General features: G+C 61.5%; 17 protein-coding genes. 7 read left to right on the forward strand and 10 right to left on the reverse strand.

Features of this window, described 5'->3' with window-relative positions; genetic code table 11:
• Positions 1-70: 70 nt before the first annotated feature.
• Together xseA and JOE69_RS05125 are read left to right on the forward strand one after the other, a co-directional pair.
• A complete protein-coding gene (gene xseA, locus JOE69_RS05120) occupies positions 71-1,396 on the forward strand; it encodes an exodeoxyribonuclease VII large subunit (RefSeq protein WP_374709738.1) in 1,326 nt (441 codons plus the stop codon).
• The gene (locus JOE69_RS05125; protein WP_309796646.1) at positions 1,393-1,605 is read left to right on the forward strand and encodes an exodeoxyribonuclease VII small subunit; all 213 of its coding nucleotides are present in this window, start codon (positions 1,393-1,395) and stop codon (positions 1,603-1,605) included. The genes xseA and JOE69_RS05125 overlap by 4 nt, the downstream gene beginning before the upstream one ends.
• Before the next feature lie 39 nt (positions 1,606-1,644).
• On the opposite strand, the gene JOE69_RS05130 is transcribed toward JOE69_RS05125, so the two are convergent.
• The 9 genes from JOE69_RS05130 to JOE69_RS05170 form a co-directional block, all read right to left on the reverse strand.
• Positions 1,645-2,499, reverse strand: a complete 855-nt coding sequence (locus JOE69_RS05130; RefSeq protein WP_296365346.1) for a polyphosphate kinase 2 family protein — start codon at positions 2,497-2,499, stop codon at positions 1,645-1,647.
• Positions 2,500-2,619: 120 nt separating this feature from the next.
• Complete coding sequence (locus JOE69_RS05135) at positions 2,620-3,837, reverse strand: pyridoxal phosphate-dependent aminotransferase (protein ID WP_296365348.1); 1,218 nt, start codon at positions 3,835-3,837, stop codon at positions 2,620-2,622.
• 141 nt (positions 3,838-3,978) lie between these two features.
• On the reverse strand, positions 3,979-4,965 hold the full coding sequence (locus JOE69_RS05140; protein ID WP_309796647.1) for an ABC transporter substrate-binding protein: 987 nt from the start codon (positions 4,963-4,965) through the stop codon (positions 3,979-3,981).
• Positions 4,962-5,768, reverse strand: a complete 807-nt coding sequence (locus tag JOE69_RS05145) for an ABC transporter permease (protein ID WP_309796649.1) — start codon at positions 5,766-5,768, stop codon at positions 4,962-4,964. Before JOE69_RS05145 ends, JOE69_RS05140 begins: the two co-directional genes overlap by 4 nt.
• Positions 5,768-6,454 carry an ABC transporter permease gene (locus JOE69_RS05150; RefSeq protein WP_309796653.1) on the reverse strand — a complete coding sequence of 229 codons (687 nt, stop codon included), beginning with the start codon at positions 6,452-6,454 and terminating at the stop codon, positions 5,768-5,770. The genes JOE69_RS05145 and JOE69_RS05150 overlap by 1 nt, the downstream gene beginning before the upstream one ends.
• A 15-nt stretch (positions 6,455-6,469) precedes the next feature.
• Complete coding sequence (locus JOE69_RS05155; protein WP_309801170.1) at positions 6,470-7,537, reverse strand: ABC transporter ATP-binding protein; 1,068 nt, start codon at positions 7,535-7,537, stop codon at positions 6,470-6,472.
• Positions 7,538-7,774: 237 nt separating this feature from the next.
• Positions 7,775-8,893 carry a ribosome small subunit-dependent GTPase A gene (gene rsgA / locus JOE69_RS05160; RefSeq protein WP_309796654.1) on the reverse strand — a complete coding sequence of 373 codons (1,119 nt, stop codon included), beginning with the start codon at positions 8,891-8,893 and terminating at the stop codon, positions 7,775-7,777.
• Between the two features lie 166 nt (positions 8,894-9,059).
• The gene (locus JOE69_RS05165; protein WP_309796656.1) at positions 9,060-9,524 is read right to left on the reverse strand and encodes an NUDIX domain-containing protein; all 465 of its coding nucleotides are present in this window, start codon (positions 9,522-9,524) and stop codon (positions 9,060-9,062) included.
• A 4-nt stretch (positions 9,525-9,528) separates the two neighbouring features.
• Positions 9,529-10,125 (reverse strand): TetR/AcrR family transcriptional regulator, encoded by a 597-nt coding sequence (locus JOE69_RS05170; protein WP_309796660.1) that lies wholly within the window; start codon positions 10,123-10,125, stop codon positions 9,529-9,531.
• Positions 10,126-10,245: 120 nt separating this feature from the next.
• Here JOE69_RS05170 and JOE69_RS05175 point away from each other — a divergent pair, with 120 nt between their 5' ends.
• The 4 genes from JOE69_RS05175 (at position 10,246) to JOE69_RS05190 (ending at position 13,999) form a co-directional block, all read left to right on the forward strand.
• Positions 10,246-11,742 (forward strand): aldehyde dehydrogenase family protein, encoded by a 1,497-nt coding sequence (locus JOE69_RS05175; protein ID WP_309796663.1) that lies wholly within the window; start codon positions 10,246-10,248, stop codon positions 11,740-11,742.
• Between the two features lie 70 nt (positions 11,743-11,812).
• Positions 11,813-13,225, forward strand: a complete 1,413-nt coding sequence (locus tag JOE69_RS05180) for a flavin monoamine oxidase family protein (RefSeq protein ID WP_309796664.1) — start codon at positions 11,813-11,815, stop codon at positions 13,223-13,225.
• Entirely contained in the window at positions 13,185-13,679 is a 495-nt protein-coding gene (locus tag JOE69_RS05185) for a DMT family transporter (RefSeq protein WP_309796666.1), read from the forward strand. Before JOE69_RS05180 ends, JOE69_RS05185 begins: the two co-directional genes overlap by 41 nt.
• A complete protein-coding gene (locus JOE69_RS05190) occupies positions 13,679-13,999 on the forward strand; it encodes a DMT family transporter (RefSeq protein ID WP_309796667.1) in 321 nt (106 codons plus the stop codon). Before JOE69_RS05185 ends, JOE69_RS05190 begins: the two co-directional genes overlap by 1 nt.
• A 104-nt stretch (positions 14,000-14,103) precedes the next feature.
• Here JOE69_RS05190 and JOE69_RS05195 read toward each other — a convergent pair whose 3' ends face one another.
• Positions 14,104-16,338, reverse strand: coding sequence for an MMPL family transporter (locus JOE69_RS05195; protein WP_374709674.1), 2,235 nt, complete (start codon positions 16,336-16,338; stop codon positions 14,104-14,106).
• A 16-nt stretch (positions 16,339-16,354) separates the two neighbouring features.
• Here JOE69_RS05195 and JOE69_RS05200 point away from each other — a divergent pair, with 16 nt between their 5' ends.
• A complete protein-coding gene (locus tag JOE69_RS05200; protein ID WP_309796669.1) occupies positions 16,355-16,849 on the forward strand; it encodes a MarR family winged helix-turn-helix transcriptional regulator in 495 nt (164 codons plus the stop codon).
• Positions 16,850-16,898: the final 49 nt, after the last annotated feature.

Here is a 16,898-nt window from a genome sequence, read left to right on the forward strand (position 1 = left end):
TTCGGTAGGCTTGACGGAACGGGCCTGGGAATGGCGCGACGACCACGGATTGGAGAGCGAGGTGAGCGAGCTGAGCGAATCGGACGCGGTAGCTCCAGATCGGCCGAGCACCGTCCCGCAGACTGCCGCCGAAACCAGTGCCGAACGGCCCTGGCCGTTGCGCTTGCTTTCGGAGAAGCTCAAAGCCCATATCGACCGGGCCCCGGCAGCCTGGGTCGAAGGCCAGGTGATCGAGCTCAACCGACGCGCCAATGTCAGCTACTTGACGCTGCGGGACGTGGACGCTGAGATTTCGCTGAGCGTGACGCTTTTCGGTTCAGTGCTGGAATCCATGGCCACGCCTTTGGAGCGCGGAGCCCGGGTAGTGGCTCAGCTCAAACCCGATTTCTGGATGAAGACCGGCCGGCTCTCGATGCAGGGCCGGCAGATCAGAGCCGTCGGTCTGGGCGACTTGTTGGCCCGGATCGAACTGCTGCGCCAATCCCTGGCCGCGGAAGGTCTCTTCGCCGAGGACCGGAAAAAACCGCTGCCGCTGCTCCCCCGCCGGATCGGGCTGATCACCGGGCGCGAATCGGATGCCATGAAAGACGTGCTGCGCAATGCCGCGCTGCGTTGGCCGGCGGTGCAGTTCGAAGTGCGCGAAGTCGCGGTGCAAGGCGTCAACTCGGTGGCTCAGGTCAGTGCCGCCTTGGCCGAACTGGACGCCGATGAATCGGTCGACGTGATCGTGATCGCCCGCGGCGGCGGTTCGCTGGAGGATCTGCTCGGTTTCAGCAACGAGTCCCTCATCCGGGCCGTGGCGGCCGCCAAAACCCCAGTGGTCAGTGCCATCGGCCACGAAGCCGACCGGCCGCTGCTCGACGACGTCGCCGACCTTCGGGCCTCCACCCCTACCGACGCGGCCAAACGGATCGTGCCGGATCTGGCCGAAGAACTGGCTTTGGTCAATCAGGCCCGGCAACAGTTGGCCCGCGGCATGTCGGTCTTCGTGCAACGCGAGCGGGAGCGCTTGGCACAGCTGCGGTCCCGTCCGGTGCTCGCCAATCCGGACGGCATGATCTCGGTGCGTGCCGACGACCTGCACCGGCTCCAGGACCGCTCGTTCACGCTGATCTCCGGCATGGTGCTGCGGCATCGGGACACCTTGGCGCACTTGCTGGCCCAAGTCCGTTCGCTTTCGCCGCAGAAAACCCTGGATCGCGGCTACGCGGTGCTGCAATTGGAATCCGGCGAAGTCGTGCAGCAGCCGGCCCAAGCCCCCGAAGGCACCGCGTTGCGGGTCAGACTCGCCCGGGGTGAAATTTCGGCGACCTCGCACGGCGGGGCAGATCCCGCGCAGCCGGAATCGACCGACGACCCAACCAGCTCGACAAGCTCTGCGAAAGGCCGGAAATGACCGGGAATGAACCCCTCAGCTATGAACAAGCCCGAGAAGAACTCATCACGGTAGTGGCGAAACTGGAAGCCGGCGGTGCCAGCCTGGAAGAGTCCTTGGCCTTGTGGGAACGCGGCGAAGAGCTGGCCAAACGTTGCGAAGAATGGCTCAACGGCGTTCAGGAACGGCTCGACGCCGCCCGGTCGAAGCAGGAACCCACTGCCGAATAAGTGAGCGAGGAATAGTCAGCGCAGGACGGACCGAACAGTTCAGGACGCGGCGACGCGTTTCCGTTCTTCGGCAAGGTCGTAGTCGCCTTCCGGCCAGCTCAGCTGGAGCGATTCCAAGGCAGCGACCAACAACTCCTGCACCGCGAGCCTGGCGTACCATTTCTTGTCCGCCGGGACCACGTGCCAGGGTGCGATCTCGGTGCTCGTCTTTTCGAATGCCAGCTGGTAGGCCTGCATGTACTGCGGCCAGAAACCGCGTTCGGTGACATCTCCGGGGCTGTACTTCCAGTATTTGGACGGATCCGCCAGCCGCGCGGTCAACCGCTCTTTCTGGGTATCCGGGCTGATGTGCAGCATCACCTTGATGATTTTGGTTCCGGAGGCGGTCAGCTCCGCCTCGAAGTCGTTGATCGCTTGGTAGCGGCGTTCCAGTTCGGCCTCGTCCGCCCAGCCGTGCACCCGGTGGATCAGCACGTCTTCATAGTGCGAACGGTCGAAGACCCCCAGCATGCCGGCCCGCGGAACTTGCTTTTCGATCCGCCAGAGGAAGTCATGCTGTTTCTCTTCCTCAGTCGGCGCTTTGAAGGCGTGCAGTTGCACGCCTTGCGGGTCGACCGAACCGACCACGTGCGAGACGATCCCGCCCTTGCCCGCGGTGTCCATTGCCTGCAACACCAACAGGATCGACTTGCTGCCACCGAACTTGCTCTCCGCGAAGAGCTGTTCCTGCAGGCTGCCGAGTTTCCGGGCGCGCTCCGCGAGCACTTGTTCCGCGTCGCGCTTCTTTCCGCTGAATCCGGGCGAAGCCGAGCTATCGACCTGGTCGAGGACAAAATCCGGCCCTACCGAGAGCAGATCGGCAGGAGACTTCCGGAACCCGTGCTTCGATGCCATGATGGACCTTCCCGACGCGCTTTCCGCCCGGATTGGGCGGACAAATCAAGACCACCGTACTAGAAAGCATCCGCAAATCGCGGGTCATCCCGCACCGGAAACGGAACCGAGTGTCGGAAATCAGGGTTTGTAGTGGCTCAGGAACTCCGCGATCCGGCCAATGGCCTCTTCCAGATCCCGGACATTGGGCAGGGTCACCAACCGGAAATGGTCGGTATTGATCCAGTTGAATCCGCTGCCGTGCGAGACCAGGATCTTTTGCTCCTGCAGCAAGTCCAGGACGAATTTCTCATCGTTGTCGATCGGGTACATCTCCGGATCGAGCTTCGGGAACAGGTAGAGCGCGCCTTGGGCCTGCCGGGTCGAGACACCGGGAATCTGGTTCAGCAGTTTGTACGCCAAATCCCGCTGTTCCCGGAGCCTGCCGCCGGGCAGAATCAGATCGTTGATGCTCTGATAACCGCCCAGAGCCGTTTGAATCGCATGCTGCGCCGGGACATTTGCGCACAGCCGCATGTTCGAGAGCAGATTGATGCCCTCCAGGTAATCGGCCGCCGCCGCCTTCGGCCCGGAAATCGCGAGCCAACCGGAGCGGTATCCGCAGACCCGGTACGCCTTGGAGAGCCCGCTGAAAGTCATGCAGAGGACGTCGTCGCCGGCCGCCAGAGCGGTGTTGTAGTGCACCGCATCCTCATAAAGGATCTTTTCGTAGATTTCGTCGGAGAACACGATCAATCCGTGTTTGCGGGCCAGCTCCACCATCGCCTCGACGGTTTTCTGCGGGTAGACGGCGCCGGTGGGGTTGTTCGGGTTTATGATCACCATGCCCCGGGTCCGGGGCGTGATCTTGGCTTCCAGATCGGCCAGATCCGGCTGCCAGTCCTGCTCCTCATCGCACAAGTAGTGCACCGGCTTGCCGCCGGAAAGCGAAACGCAGGCCGTCCACAAGGGGTAGTCCGGCGTCGGGATCAGTACTTCGTCGCCGTCGTTGAGCAACGCCTGCAGCGACATCGCAATCAGTTCGCTGACCCCGTTGCCCAGATAGACGTCATCGACGTGGATGTTGTTGATGCCCCGGGTTTGGTAATACTGCACCACAGCGGTGCGGGCGGAAAAGATCCCCCGGGAGTCGCTATACCCCTGGGCCTTGGGCAGATGCCGGATCATATCCACCAGGATCGCGTCCGGCGCCTCGAACCCGAACGGCGCCGGATTGCCGATGTTGAGCTTCAAGATCCGGTGGCCCTCAGCCTCAAGCTGCTGCGCTCGCTCCAAGATCGGCCCACGGATGTCGTAACGGACACTGGCTAGTTTGGCTGACTGGGAGAAATCCGACATCCCTCAAGAATGGCACATGCCCGGTGCCCAAGCGCAGAAGAAACCGGGCGGCGCGCAGGCCAATACGCACAAAGTGGCGTTTGGCCTGCGCGCCGCCCGGTCTGGGCTGCGTAGCGCGGTCCGGTGATCAGCCGACTGCGACTACTTGACGATGCCCTTGTCCTTGAGCCACTGCTGCGCGGCGTCCTTCGGATCGAGCTTCTTGTCGCCGGACACCAAACGGTTCAGGTTGATCAAGTCCTCGGTGGTGAGTTGCTTGGAGACGTTGTTCACGGCCTGCTTCGCGGCATCGGAGAGCTTGTCCGCGGCATACAGCGGAATGACCTGTTGGGCGAGCCAATTGTTCTTCGGATCGCTCAGCACCACCAACGAATTGTCCTCGATCGCCGGGGAGGTGGTGAACACATCGGCGACCTGGACGTCGTCGTTGATCAGCGCCTTGACGGTCAAGGCTTCGCCGGTGATCGGGGTGAATTTCGCCGGGGTGCAGTTGTACTTGTCCTTCAACCCGGGAAGCCCGTAGGGCCGGCTGGCGAACTCCGGCGGACCGGCCAAGGTGACCTGGTCGCAGACTTTGGCCAGATCCTCGATCGACTTCAAATTGAATTTGGTCGCGGTCGCCTTGGTCACCACCATGGCGTCTTTGTCCTCCGCGGCCGCCGGGTCGAGGACCGCGAGCTTGGTCTTCTTGGCCTGTTGCCCGGCGAAAGCGTCGAGTTTCGCGGGCAGCGCCTTCACGATTCCGTCTTTGTCCGTCACGGTGTTCTGCTGATCGATGAAGCCCAAGAGATTTCCGGTGTAATCGGGGATCAAGTCGATCGAGCCGTCGTCGAGCGCCTTGACGTAGACTTCCCGGGAGCCGATGCCCAGTTTGGTGTTGACACCGACCCCTGCGGCTTCCAGCGCCCCGGCATAGAGCTGGGCAATGACCTGGCTCTCCGGGAAATCCGCGGATCCGACGGTCACTGATCCGGCCGCGCCGGTGCCGCCCGAGGCGCTCTCCGAGCTCAGCGGGCCGCCGCCACCGCCGCTGCAGGCGGACAGCGCCAAGGAGGCCACGACGACGGCGGCTGCAGGCAGCAGCGCCCGTCGCGTCTTGGCCCAGGGATTGATTCCGGCGAACTTCATGCTGTTCCTCCTGTTTGGCCCGCGGTTTCTCTGCCGCGTGCAGTGTGACTGGTCCCGGATGCCCCGGAACCGTCATGATGTCCAAGATTGGTCTGGCTGCTGGGCGCTTTGGCCACCCGCAGGCCCGGCGAGATGACCCAACGAGTCAACACCGCCAATATTCCGTCGATCACGATGGCCAGAATTGCAATGACCACTGCCCCGCCGAAGACACTGCCGTAGTCATTCGATTTCAATCCGTCCACCAGGAAGCGACCGAGCCCACCCAAGGGAAGATACGCGACAACAGCCACCGTGGCAATCACTTGGAGCACGCAGCCGCGGAGCCCGCCCAGCATCACCTTGAGCCCGTTCGGCAACTCGACCCGAAGCAGGATTTGGCCTTCTTTCATGCCCATCCCCCGCGCCGCATCGACCAAAGCCCGGTCCACCGTGGAGATCCCGGCATAGACGCCGGTGAGGATCGGCGGAATCGCCAGCAGCACCAAGGCCCAAATCGGCGGCATCAAGGCCAGTGGGCTGGTCAGCAAAGCGAAAAGCGTCACGATGCCGAGGGTCGGAAGCGCCCGCAACATCCCGGCCAGGGCCACCACGACAACCCTGCCGCGCCCGGTATGGCCGACGTACAGCCCGATCGGGATCGCAATCGCCAAGGAGATCGCCAAAGTCAATCCCGCGTAGCCGAGGTGCTCCAGGATCCGGCTCGGAATCCCCGCCGGCCCTTGCCAGTTGGTGGCGTCCGCGAGCCATTGGAAACCTTGGCTGACCGGATCGTCGGTGGTGTATTTCGTGCTAGCCAGCATCATCCCACCGTGCCCAACTCGGCCGGGGCGACCGGTCGTTCCCGGTTCGGTGCGGCCGCTCGGAGCCACGGCGTCAGCAGCCGCTGCAACAGCACCAGGAGCACATCCATCAAAAGCGCCAGGAGCAAGGTGCCGACGATGCCGACCACGATCTCGGTGATGAAGTCACGTTGCAATCCGTCGGTGAAGTAATACCCCAGGTTCTTGACCCCGATCAGGGCGCCAACGCTCACCAAGGCGATATTGCTCACCGAAACCACGCGCAATCCGGCGAACAGCACCGGGACCGACAACGGCAGGTCAACCGTGAAGAACCGCCGCACCGGGCGGTATCCCATGGCGACGGCGGCTTGACGCAGATCGTTGTCCACGGAATTCAGGGCGTCCACCCCGGTCCGGACCAACAAGGCGACCGCGTAGATCGTCAGGGCCACGATGACGTTCGCCTGGTCCAGGATCCGGGTGCCCAGAATCACCGGGAGCACCACGAAAAGCGCCAAGGACGGAATCGTGTACAGCAGGGAACCCGCCGGCAGGATGATCGCACCGGCAATCCGATTGGTCCGTGCCATTTGGGCCAGCGGAATCGCGATGAGCAGTCCCAACAGCAACGGAAGCACTGACTGGTAAAGGTGCAGACCGGTATAGCCCAGGATCTGACCGAAATTGGCAATAACCCATTCCATCGTCCGAACCTCCGATCAGCCCTCGCGGGCCACTCTGGCTCGTTCGATCGCCTCGAGCACCTCGACCGCCTTGACCACGCCGGTGACCGCGCCGGAACCGTCCACGGCCACGCCCAAGCCGGCCGGCGAGGACAACGCCGCGTCCAGGGCCCGGCGCAGGGTTTCGCCTGCTTGGAAGAGCGATCCGCCCGGGACCAGTTCGCCGGGCCGTTCCGGCGACAGCCAGCCCAGGGGGTGCTGCTCCGCGGATACCAGGAGCGTCCATTCGGAGACCGCCGTCGGCTCCTGGGACGTGGTGACCTGATGCACCGGAACAGACTCGCCGTCGCTGAACGACAGGTGCCGGAAGCCACGGTCCCGGCCCACGAATCCGGCGACGAAGTCGTCCACCGGTGCACGCAGGATCTCCTCCGGCGTCGCGTATTGGGCCAAATGGCCGCCCACCGCGAAGACCGCCACTTTGTCGCCCAGGATGGTGGCTTCGTCGATGTCGTGCGTGACGAAGACGATGGTCTTCGCCAGCTCGCGCTGCAGGCGGAGCAATTCCTCCTGCAATTCGGCGCGCACCACCGGATCGACTGCGCTGAATGGCTCATCCATCAACAGCACCGGCGGATCGGCGGCCAGTGCACGCGCCACGCCCACGCGCTGTTGTTGACCGCCGGAAAGCTGGCTCGGATAGCGCTTCGCGAATTCCTGCGGCAACCCGACGGTTTCCAAAAGCTCACGTCCACGCTGGTTCGCCTGGTTGCGCGGCACCTTGTTGAGCCGGAGCACCGTAGTGACGTTGTCCAACACGGTGCGGTGCGGAAGCAGTCCCGACGACTGCATCACGTATCCCATGGACCGGCGCAGCGCCGGGGCCGGAACGCCGAAGATGTCTTCGCCGGCCACGGTGATCCTGCCTTCGGTCGGCTCCACCATCCGGTTGATCATCCGCAACGAGGTGGTTTTGCCGCACCCCGAAGGCCCCACAAAAACCGTGATCAGGCCCTTCTCGATGCTCATCGAAAGATTGTCGACGGCGGCCAGACCGCCGGTGCCGCTCTGATAACGCTTGGTCACCGAATCGAAGACGATCATCGGTTCGGGCTGCGTCGGCACACCTTGCGGGGTGCGCAACTCAGCGGATTGTCCTGTTGCCATAGGTGTGGTTCCCTCACTGTTGGCGTCGAAAAGCAGTCAATCAAACCGGCGATCAGCCGCGCGTTCTGTCGAGTCTAACCACCGGTTCCGACAATATGAACCCCGCCGACCCCTCGGGAACAATCCGTACTCGCTCCGTAATATTCTCCGTTCCGGATCTCTGCGCCCGGCCGCTCAGTAGCGCTGGCGCCGGCTTTGCTCCTGGATCTTTTTGAAGTTGCGGTACTCCCGGCCCCGGCTCCGCGATTCGGCCCGAGCAGCTGCGGCCTCCTTGCGCGTTGCCAGCCGGGCCATCTCCCGCTGCATCTTCTGATAGCTCTGCCATCGCCGCGGTTCCAAAGCACCCGAGCCGATCGCAGCCTGGACCGCGCACCCAGGCTCGCTCCCGTGCCCGCAATCGCTGAACCGGCAGTCCGCGAAAAGCGCTTCGATATCGCCGAACACCGCGGTGATGCCTTCCTCGGCGTCCACGGTTTGGAAACCCCGGACGCCGGGGGTGTCCATCAGCACCCCGCCGCCAGGCAGCGGGATCAGTTCCCGCGAGGTGGTGGTGTGTTTGCCCTTGAAATCGCCCTCCCGGACCTCGCCAGTGCCTTGGACTTCGGCTCCGACCAAAGCGTTGATCAGACTCGATTTTCCGGCCCCGGAGGGGCCCAGGAAGGTCAGCGTCGCGGCATGGGCGGACGCGAGGACCCGCTGCCGCAACTGCTCGATTCCATCGCCTTCGGCCGCACTGGTGGTGAACACCTCGACGCCGGTGGCGAAGCGCAAAGCGTCCGCAACCACGTCGCGGTTGCCATTGACCCCGTCGGCCAGGTCCGCTTTGGTCAGGATGATCAGCGGCGTCGCCCCGGAGTCCCAAGCTGCCACCAGCATCCGCTCCAAGCGGTTCTCCGAGACCGCCCGGTCGATCGGCACCACGACGCCGATCAAGTCGATGTTCGCGGCGAGCACTTGGGATTCGGTGGAATTGTCGAAAGCGGCTTTCCGGATCAATTGCGAAGTTCTCGGCAGCACCCGGGCCACCTCGGGTTCGCCGTTGGCCCCGGTGTGCAGAGCCAGCCAATCGCCGGTCGCGCCCGGGTCTTGGTGGGCGGCGGCGCGCGGTCTGGACACCCGGGCTGGGCCATGCTCGGTGACGACTTGCAGGAAGAGCCGATCGGCCCGAACCACCCGGGCCGGCCATTCGCCGTCGTGCAATTGTGCGGACAGTTCAGGGGTGAGTCCGTATTCGGCCAACGCCGAACTGGAAATGCGGTTGCTGCTGGAGTTGTCCTGAGTGGACAGTGTCATGGTTGATTCCTCGGGAATGTGCCCCGAGCATGCGGAAAATCGTTATCGACGCATGGCGAACGGGGCGGGCTGGCTGATTTCGAATGAAGTCAGGACGAAGTCAATGACGGTCATCAGGCCACCTCCTCGGTTCGCGGTTGTTTAGAGAATAGCGCGTAGCCGCCGATCAAGCCAGCTTTGGGCCGAGCTGCCGGGTCCGCGGGCGTTCCCGCCACAACCTGAGTCCGGCGTCCACGAGCGACACCCGGTTCAATGCCGGCACCTCGGCCAAGGAGATCCAAGCAGCGTGCGTCGTGGTGCCGTCCAACTCATCAGTCAGTTCGCCGCCGGTGACCGTCGCCTCATAGACGAACCGGATCGATTCGAGGGGCCGTTCAGCCCCGTCCATCCGATCTGCAGCCGGAATGCTCCAGACGTCGACGCCGAGCAATCCGGCGACCTCGACCCGGAACCCGGTCTCCTCGAAGACTTCCCGGATCACGCCGTCCACCGGGTGTTCGGCCAAGTCCAGGCCGCCGCCGGGCAGTGTCCAGCCTTCCTGGTTGTTTTCGCTCCAGTACGGCAGGAGAATCTTGCCGTTTTGAACGATTACGGCATAGGCTGCAGGGCGGGTGTCGAAAGTTATCGGCATCAATTTAGTCATTCTGCTCGACGTTGGCAAGGACGCCGTTGGCAAAAGTGATCATGATCGACTCGATCACTTCTTGACGGCTGTTGGTTGTCTCTTCCAACATCTCCCAGCCCGAGTAGAGCAATGACCAGAATACTTTGGTGGCCCAGGCGGCAGTCAGCCCGGCACGGAAATGTGACTCTTCCCGCGCGAAGAGACGGCCCAGCAGATAGCCCTGCTGCTGGGTGATTTTCTCCCAGCGGACCGCTTCGGGGAACAGGTTCGGCTCCGAGTAGATGAACATCACAATCGGACCGTGTTCTAGCAACGCGTCCACTGTCCGGCGAACGGCGGGGAGGAACGGGCCACGTTCCGGTTCGGCGATTTCGACTGCTCTATCGATTCTTTGCAGAGCCAGCTCCGTGACCGCAGTGAGCAGTTCCGCTCGCATCGGAAAATATCGGTGCAAGGTCGTGCGACCGACCTGAGCAGCCTCAGCGACTTCTACGAGCGTCGCAAACGGATTCGAGGGCAACAATTCGATCGCGGCCTCGACGATCGCGGTTCGAGTCCGGGATCGGGTGCCCGATTCGACAAGTGATTGATCAGCAGAAAACGGCATAAGTATGAATATACGCCCTCCATTGTGGAAGTCACTTGACTTAAATGGAACATTGATGTTCCATTTAAGGAGCAGCAGCATCCTAACGAAACAAGCGAAGCGCGGGTTCAGGAGTAAATGATGGAAAACGGAAAACCCACTAGCGACATCGACTGGCGCCAACGAGCAGCTGACTTACAGCCCGATGGCCGCGCGTTCATCGCCGGGAAACGCAGCGATGCGGCATCCGGTCAAAAAGCCGATGTGCTAAACCCGGCTAACGGCCAGGTCGTAGCTCAAATGGCGGTCTGTGGTTCGGCAGACATCGATCGAGCAGTTTCCGTAGCCCGTGAGGCCTTTTTCACTTGGTCCAGAACAAGTGCTGTGTCCCGCAAACAAATTTTGCTCCGTTTCGCGGCACTGGCCGAACAACACCAGGATGAACTGGCGCTACTGGAGTCCGTAGACACCGGTAAATTGATCCGGCAAACCGTGGAGGACGACGTCCCCAGCGCCCTTGAAACATTGCGCTGGTACGCCGAAGCAGCCGATAAAGTGATGGGCGAAGTTCCTGTGGTTCCCCCGGGGGCCACCGCAGTTGTTTCCCGGGAGCCATTGGGCGTCGTCGCCGCGATCGTGCCCTGGAACTTCCCACTTGATCTCGCTGTTTGGAAGTTGGCACCCGCCCTGGCTTCGGGAAACACTTTGGTGCTGAAGCCCTCTGAAGAGTCCTGCCTGAGCATTTTGCGCCTGGCCGAGCTGGCGTACGAAGCCGGGGTACCAGAAGGTGTGTTCAACGTCGTCACTGGATTCGGTGCTGATGCGGGTGCTGCTTTGTCGAACCACATGGACATCGACGCCTTGGCCTTCACCGGCTCTACCAAAGTCTCGCGAACCTTGCTGGAAGCTTCCGCACGGAGCAACCTCAAGCGGTTGAGCCTGGAAGCTGGCGGCAAAAGCTCCAATATCGTGTTTGCCGACACCACCGACTTGCAGGCAGCCGCCGAGATGGCCGCTTACGGATCCTTTTACAACCAGGGTCAGGTTTGTTCGGCCAACTCACGCATCCTCGTCGAGCGTTCCATCCTCGAAGAATTCGAGGGCCTACTCAAAAAAGCCGCTGCCGCCTACGCCCCAGTGGATCCGCTCTCCGGCACCAGAGGCAACGGCTCGCTGATCACCCGCAAACATACCGACAACGTCGAAAAATGGATCACCCGCGGCCGCCAAGACGGCGAGATCGCCTTCGGCGGTGAACGATTGGAAATCTCCGGCTCCGACGCCTACTTGGAACCGACCTTGCTGAAAAATCTTCCACGCGAGCACCCCGCCCACCACGAGGAGATTTTTGGGCCAGTCGCGACCCTGCAAGTCTTCGACAGCGAAGACGAAGCAGTGGCACTTGCCAACGACACGGTGTACGGACTGGCTGCCTCGGTCTGGACTGCCGATCTGTCCCGCGCCCACCGAGTAGCGCGCGATCTGATCGCCGGCACGATATCAGTGAACACCGTCAACGCCGTCCACAACACCACTCCCTTCGGCGGCTTCAAGCAATCCGGATTCGGACGCGACCTCTCGCTCCAAGCCTTCGACAACTACACAGCAGCCAAAACAACCTGGTTCCAATTCGACTAACCGTAGCCAGAGCCTAATCTACTCGCAAATTTTTATCCGCAATCAGAACGACGACCAAGAGGAGACCAATATGAAGGCGAACGTAGCCATAGAAAAGTTCGAAATAACCGAACTAAATGTCGATGTTGTGGTGGTCGGCGCAGGACCTGCCGGTCTGATGGCCGCGCGCACTTTGACCGGAGCGGGGCTCGAAGTAGCCGTGGTGGAGGCCCGTGACCGAGTCGGCGGCAGAACCTGGAGCAAGACCGTCGATGGCGCATTCCTCGAGGTGGGTGGCCAGTGGATCAGTCCGAACCACAAGGTTTTGAAGGAGTTACTGCCCGAACTCGGCCTCAAGGAATTTCCGCTCTACGGAGAGGGAGACGGAGTTTATTTGGACGAGGACGGCACACGCCATGTTTACTCCGGGGAGAACTTTCCGATTTCGGAGCAGAGCCAACAAGAAATGAACCGGCTCATTGGCGTGCTCGACGAGTTGTCCTCAGAAATCGATCCGGACGCACCGTGGACGCATCCGCAGGCCCACGAACTCGATACCATTTCCTTCCAAAGCTGGCTCGAAACAAAGTCCGACGATGCCTTGGCTCGCGACCTTCTGACCCGCCTGGTCCCAGTGGCGTGGCTCACCAAGCCAGCGCACGACTTCTCCGCGCTTCAGGCGATGCAGTTCGCCGCCTCAGCAGGGGTCTTCAGCGCCTTTTTGGCGGACAACATCGTCGAATCTCGAGTGGTTGGCGGCATGCAGTCGGTGAGCGAGAAGCTGGCCAAGCAGCTACCTGATCCGGTACTACTCGGCGCGCCGGCACAAGCCCTGTCTTGGGAAGACGATTCTGTCGTGGTCGAAGCCGATGGCACCGACGGATCAAAAAACTACCGGATCCGAGCTCGGCGCGCAATCGTTGCCGTGCCGCCGAATCTTTATGATCGAATTTCTTACAGCCCGCCATTGCCGGCCATCAAACAGCAACTCATGCAACATCTTTCGATGGGCCTGGTTATCAAAGCCCATGTGGTTTACGACCGTCCGTTCTGGCGCGATGCTGGCCTCTCCGGCGCTGGCACCGGACTCGGCGAACTCGTCAAAGACGTCCTTGACAACAGTAACTATCAGGACCCCAAAGGGACCCTAGTTGGTTTCATCGGCGACGAGGCGGTAGAGCCGTTGCTCCGGCTGCCGGCCGAAGAACGCCGGGAAAAAATCCTGAACTCGATCGCGAACTACCTTGGCCCCGAGGCTCTGGAACCCGAGGTCTACTACGAATCGGATTGGGCTAGTGAAGAGTGGACCCGGGGCGCTTACGGCACCAGCTTCGACATCGGCGGGCTCAGCCGATTCGGTGTCGATCTTCGCACTCCGATCGGTCCCATCCACTGGGCCAGTTCGGACTTGGCCGGGCCGAGCTTCCAGCACGTCGATGGCGCCTTGCGCGTCGGCAAAAGCGTTGCCGAAGAAATCATCGCAGAACTCGACGCTACCGACTGATTCGTTCAGAAAAAATCATCCGGTCCGGTGGGACGACCTGTCAGGTCGTCCCACCGGACCGGATGATTTGATTTTCTCACTTCAAGAAAGCTACACAATGAAAAAATGGCTATTTTTGGCCGCCGCCATCGTTACTGAAGTCATCGGGTCATTGTCGATGAAAGCCTCCGGAACCAACCCAGCGTGGTATGCCCTAGTCGTCCTAGGATTTCTCATCGCTTTCTACAGCCTGTCCCAGACGTTGCGACACGGCATGCCGTTGGGCGTAGCCTATGGTCTTTGGGGAGCCACCGGAGTCGCACTCACCGCAATTCTGGCCACGTTGATCTTCGGGGAAAACTTCACCCCGTTGATGGGCCTTGGCTTAGCCATTATTATGGGCGGGGTTCTCGTCGTTCAGATCGGATCACAGAAGGCAATCCAAAAAGCTGCAGCGCTAGGACCGGATAACTAATGGCCTGGATTGTCCTCTTCGTCGCAATCGTCACGGGAGTTTCCGGAACTCTTTCGCTCAAACTCGCCAGCCTGGGCCATAAACGCTGGTACATCGCTGTCGTCGCCGGCTACACCACGGCATTGACCTTACTCTCGGTCACGCTCCGGATGGGTCTGCCGCTGAACATCGTGTACGGAATTTGGACCGCAACGGGAGTTGCGCTCACCGCGACGCTGGGCAGATTGATCTTCAAAGAGCCGCTCAGCCGGACCATGGTGCTCGGCATCGGAATGATCATCACTGGCGTCTTGCTGCTCGAATTAGGAAATATGCGCTAGGCATCCCGTTCCGGCTCTTCGACCCTGCAAGCACTCTGCCGTCTGGCGCGCTGGCCACCGAACCGACTAAACCGATCAGGTGACTGGTCTGGAGTCCAACCCGGCTACTGGCGCCGGGACAATCGGGATGGCCACCAGATCACCGCACCCAAGTCGTAAGCCAACGCCGGGACCAGGATTGACCGCACGATCAGGGTATCCAGAAGCACTCCGAAAGCCACGATAAATGAGATCTGAGCCAAGAAGAGGATCGGAATCACGCCGAGGGCGGCGAAGGTCGCCGCGAGAACCACGCCGGCAGAAGTGATGACACCTCCGGTGACGCCCAGACCACGTAGCACACCGGGCCTGGTGCCAATCCGCAATGATTCCTCGCGGACTCTGGTCATCAAGAAGATGTTGTAGTCGACGCCCAGGGCAACCAGGAAGACGAAGGCGAAAAGCGGCACCGCGGCATCGGCTCCAGGGAACCCGAAGAGGTTATTGAAAACAAGAGCTGAGACGCCCAGAGCTGCCAAATAACTCAAAACGACTGAGCCGATCAGCAAGACCGGCGCCAACACCGAACGCAACAAAAGCATGAGAATCAGCAAGATCACGACGAGCACTAGCGGGATGATCTTGAACAAGTCGCTTTGCGCGGTCAGATTGGTATCCAGTGCCACCGCGGTCGCACCGCCGACCAGGATTCCGCTGTCGATCTGCTTCAGTTCACTCCTCAGCTGAAGTACCGTGTTCTCCGCTTCGGCAGAGTCTGCAGCGGTGTCCAGGGTCGCATTGACGAGCACCCGGCCCTCCCTGACCAGAGGTAAGGCCTCGGGGTCTGGCCGGCCCGATCCCTGATACACCGAGACGGAGGAGATCAACGGCGTCTGCTCCAGCTTTTCGATCACGCGCTCCTGCGAAGCCTGCTGCGCAATCACGACTACCGGGCTTCCGCTACCAGCGTCGAAATGCTGGGCGAGTGCTTTCTGCCCGTCTACCGCATCGGACTGCTTCAAAATCAATGCAGTCTGCGGCACGCCATTCGCCTGTAACTGGAGCACCCCGGCAGCACCAGCGACTAGGAGCAGGACGGCAGCCATCCAACTGATCCGGGGGCGACGCGCCACCATGGATCCGACCCGCCGCCACGCCCCGGAAATTCCGGCCAATCCGGGGACTGCGGCCGACGGCGAAAGCTTGCGATGCGTTCCTTCTTCAGCTGATCTGACTGCAGGACGAAAGGGCCAGAAGGCGGCCCGGCCGAACAACACCAAGAGCGCCGGTAGCAGCGTCAAGGATGCGGTGAACGAAAAAACGATGCCGATCGCGGCAATCGGGCCCAAACTACGATTGGAGTTCAGGTCGGAGATCAAAAGACAGAGCAAAGCCACGATGACGGTTCCGGCGGAGGCCAGGATCGGCTCCCATGACGCCCTCACGGCTCGTCCGATCGCCGCCCACCGGTCCTGGACCTGGTGCAGCGCCTCCTTGAACCTGGAGACTAAAAGCAACGAATAGTCAGTCGCCGCACCGATCACCAAAATACTCAAGATGCCCTGGCTTTGCCCGTTGAGCACGATCCAGCCCCAACTGGCGAAGGCATAGACCAGAAGAATCGATGCGGTCAAGGCAAAGACCGAAGTAAGCAAGACCAAGAACGGCAGCACTATTGAGCGGTAGACAATCAGCAGGATGATCAGCACCGCAAGCAATGCCACGAGCAGAAGTATTCCGTCGATGCCGCCGAACGCGCTGCTCAAATCCGCGCTGAGTCCGGCCGGCCCCGTGACATAGGACGTCAACCCGGCTGGCGTGTTCTGCTCTACGCTCTCCCGCAGAGCGGCGACGACCGTTTTGAGGTTCTCCGTGTCCGCTACCGGGACGATGAATTCCACGGCCTTGCCATCCTGCGAGGGGAGAGGCCCGGCCACTGGGCTGGTTCCCGGTGTCGGTGGCCCCTGAAGACCGGGGACTGCGCTGAGCGCACTGCCGAACTCACCCAGTTCAGCTAGCTGACCGGGAGTCAGCTCGTTGCTCGAACTGAACAAGACAATCGCTGGGATTGCCCCGGAATCGGAGAACTTCTTCTGCCATTCGCTAGCTTCAGTTGACTCTGCGCTGGCCGGCAGGAAACTCGATTGGTCATTGGTCGAAACACCCGAGAGTTTACCGAACGTCGGCCCGCCGAACGAGGCCGCAAGCAACCAGAGCAGCAGCAGCATCGCTGGCAAGGTGAGCCGCAGCCAACGGCGTGGCCGCCAATCTTTGGCGCGTCCGGTCGAAGGCTCAGCATTTGCCGCATCGGCGTTCCGTGCCAGATCATAGGAAGAAGTTCCAGCATCAAGTCTCTCCATGATGGAGATAATACTCATGAATGAAGCAGAAGCAAATAATCCCGACCACGGCGAGCTGAGCGAGCAGCTGCTCCGGTTGTTGCAAGAGTTCACCGTCCAGACGGATCACTTCGTCGAGGAGGTCAGCCACCACAATGGCCTGCACCGCACCGACCTCAATGCACTAGCTCACCTGGCGAAAATGGCCCGCTCCGGAGAAGCGGCAACACCCGGAAAATTGGGGCAAGCTTTGAACCTGAGTTCCCCGGCCACCACCGCACTCATCGATCGTTTGACGCGGGCAGGGCATTTGGAACGCCATCGGGACGCGGCTGACCGGCGGCAAGTGCACTTGCGAAGCACGGAAAAGGCCCAGGGAACCGGGCGCGCGCTCTTCGGCCCTTTGGCCAAGCATCTCAGTAGGGCGATGGCTGGTTACACCGACGAAGAACTTCAACTGGTGGCTCGGTTCATCATCGACATGACCACGGCAACCGAAACTGCAAAGTCGGCAGTCGTCCGACACGGCTAAGCCGCCCCGGTAGCTCCGAGCCAGTACTGCTCGCCCCAGAGCAGCCTAA

Origin of the sequence: Arthrobacter russicus, from assembly GCF_031454135.1 — a bacterium.
Classification (GTDB): domain Bacteria; phylum Actinomycetota; class Actinomycetes; order Actinomycetales; family Micrococcaceae; genus Renibacterium; species Renibacterium russicum.